This window comes from Deltaproteobacteria bacterium, assembly GCA_016213065.1.
Taxonomy (GTDB): domain Bacteria; phylum UBA10199; class UBA10199; order SPLOWO2-01-44-7; family SPLOWO2-01-44-7; genus JACRBV01.
In genome coordinates this window covers 1-2,806 of the sequence record JACRBV010000102.1, presented here as the reverse complement: position 1 = coordinate 2,806, position 2,806 = coordinate 1, and the positions used below count along the sequence as shown (strand labels likewise).

Below are 2,806 nucleotides of genomic sequence, written 5' to 3'. Positions count from 1 at the left end.
CAATAAAAAATCGGGTGAGTTCAAAAACATTATCAAAATCGGCAGAACGCATTTGCAAGACGCCACACCGATCACACTCGGTCAGGAGTTTTCAGCTTATTCCGCGCAAATTCGAAAAGGGATTCATCGCGTCACACAAACTTTGGATGGACTCGCGGAACTTGCCATTGGCGGCACTGCCGTTGGAACAGGCATCAACACCCATCCCCAGTTTGGTAAAAAAGTTTGTCAGAAACTTGTGGAAGAAACCGGTTTCAAATTTCGTGAGACCGACAATCATTTCGAAGCACAAGCCGCAAAAGACGCCTGCGTCTTCACCAGCGGCGCTCTCAAAACGCTGGCAGTGAGTCTGATGAAAATTGTCAACGACCTCCGATGGCTGGCTTCCGGCCCGCGTTGCGGGCTTTTTGAAATTGAACTTCCCACATTGCAAGCCGGTTCCTCCATCATGCCGGGAAAACTCAATCCGGTTATTCCGGAAGCGGTTGCGCAGATTGCCGCACAGGTAATCGGCAACGACGCCGCCATCACCATCGGCTGTCAGGCGGGCAATTTTGAACTCAATGTAATGATGCCGTTGATTGCCCACAATCTCATCGAATCCGTGGAACTCTTGAGCAGTGCGGCTTTGAGTCTTGCCGACAAATGCGTGCTCGGCATCAAGGCAAATGAAAAACATTGTGAAGCCATGGTGGAAAAAAGCCTCGCGATGGTCACCTCTCTGGCACCTGTATTGGGTTACGACAAATCCGCAAAGCTCGCCAAAGAGGCTTTTGCCAAGAATGAAACGATCCGCGCCCTGCTCGAAGAGGAAAAAATCCTCCCCAAAAAAGAGCTTGAAAAATTGCTGGATCCCAGATCTATGCTAGCCCCAAAGAAAGACTAAAAAGGAGACGCCATGCAAAACTCTCTCGAAAAAGTAACTGCAAAAGAGATTATGACTCATGAACTTCTCTCCGTGGAACCCACCATTCTGGTTCAGGATGCGGTCCAGCTAATGGACGAACACAACATCGGCGCGTTGGCGGTCTTAAGCCCCATTCAGGATTTGCTGGGAATTTTTACCGAACGCGATTTATTAAGAAGAGTCATCGCCAAAAAACTGGATCCCGCCAAAACAAAAATCGAACAAGTGATGACCCCCAAAGTCATGGTGGCTCAAGCGTCTGACAACGCCATGGATTTGGTTGAAGTCATGTTCCGCGAAAAATTCCGCCATCTTCCCGTGGTGGACGGTCGCAAAATCGTCGGTATTATTTCATTGAAGGATTTCTACAAATGTCTTCTGCAGAAACAACTTTAGAAGTCATTCTCGCCCACTCCGCTGGCACTTGCTTCGGCGTGCAAGGCGCCATTGATATTGCTGAAGACAAACGCAAACCCATTTTGGGTCCGCTCGTTCACAATCCGAAAATTGTGGGAGACTTGGCTAATCAGGGCATTCCCGTTTTGGAACGCTACACGGATCTTGAAAAAATCCAGAACAAAGGAATCAAAGAAGTCATCATCACCGCACACGGTTATCCCAAAGAACTCAAAGAATCTCTGCTTGAAAAAGGCATTCAGTATCACGACGCCACCTGTCCTGTTTTGTTGAAATGGGTTTATGGAAAAATCGCAACCTTCGAGGCTGAAGGTTATGATGTTGTCATCGTCGGCAATCCAAAGCATGCCGAAATTATTGCGAGCAGAACTTACGGAAAGAAAACCCACGTTGTTTATTCTAAAGAAGAGATCGACCAACTCCCGGACAATTTGGAGAAAGTGGTGGTGATCTGTCAGACCACCATCACACGCGACAAATTTGAAAAACTGGTTAATTATATGCGCGCCAAAAAATATCCGCATCTAAAAGCAGTCGACACCCGTTGCAAACCCGTGAAGAATCAGCAAGAGGCGGTGGAAGCCCTTGCAAAATGGGTTGACGCGATGATTGTTATCGGTGGATTTGATTCTTCCAACACCACAAATCTTGCAAAACTGTCGCAAAAATATTTACCCAAAACCACCTATCATGTTGACTCCCCCAATCTGCTGAAAGCGGAATGGCTTAAAGGGGTGAAACATTTGGGTTTGGGTGCCGGCACCTCCACACCCAAATCACAGATCCGGGAAATCCAGCAAAGAATTTTGGAATTGTACAAAGGAAAAGTTGTTTTTCGACAGGAATCAAAAGAAGGTGAAATCATGGATATCGACTTCACCGCCGAAGACGAATTCTAAATCAGGACAATATGCACTCATTTCAAGATTTTCTGAAATCTCTCAAGGGAAAAGTCCCTGAAATCACGCCGGAAGAGGCTCACAGAAGAGCCGATATGGATTCCAAAACGGTAATCCTTGATGTGCGCGAACCGGAAGAATGGAAAGAGGCACATATCCCGCGCGCGAAACATATTCCCCGCGGTCTTTTGGAATTGAAAATTGAAAATCTGTTCCCTGATAAAACAACGCCAATTATTTGTCACTGCGCCGGAGGCACGCGTTCCCTGCTGGCCGCTCACTCGCTCAAACAGTTGGGTTACACCAACGCCTCTTCCATGGCCGGCGGTTTCAAAGCATGGACGGCATTATTCCCCTCACCCTGCCCTCTCCCACAAGGGGAGAGGGAGACGGTGTCCCCGCCGGTTGCGGCGGGGAATCATCGTGTGGAGACAACGTCATCTCTCACAGATTCAGAACGCACACGCTACGCTCGCCATTTGAACATTCCCGAAGTGGGAGAAGAGGGTCAACTCAAACTTTTAAAATCAAAAGTGTTGTTGATCGGCGCAGGAGGACTTGGTTCTCACGCAGGCTATTATCT

General features: G+C 47.9%; 4 protein-coding genes. All 4 read left to right on the top strand.

Annotation, left to right across the window (positions count from 1 at the left end):
- The coding region (gene aspA / locus HY877_05990; protein ID MBI5299825.1) for an aspartate ammonia-lyase at positions 1-886 on the top strand (886 nt) is incomplete at its 5' end.
- A gap of 12 nt (positions 887-898) precedes the next feature.
- Positions 899-1,303 carry a CBS domain-containing protein gene (locus HY877_05985; protein MBI5299824.1) on the top strand — a complete coding sequence of 135 codons (405 nt, stop codon included), beginning with the start codon at positions 899-901 and terminating at the stop codon, positions 1,301-1,303.
- Positions 1,279-2,223, top strand: coding sequence for a 4-hydroxy-3-methylbut-2-enyl diphosphate reductase (ispH, locus tag HY877_05980; GenBank protein ID MBI5299823.1), 945 nt, complete (start codon positions 1,279-1,281; stop codon positions 2,221-2,223). The genes HY877_05985 and ispH overlap by 25 nt, the downstream gene beginning before the upstream one ends.
- Positions 2,224-2,234: 11 nt before the next feature.
- Positions 2,235-2,806 (top strand): hypothetical protein (locus HY877_05975; protein MBI5299822.1); only part of this gene is annotated, 572 nt, incomplete at its 3' end.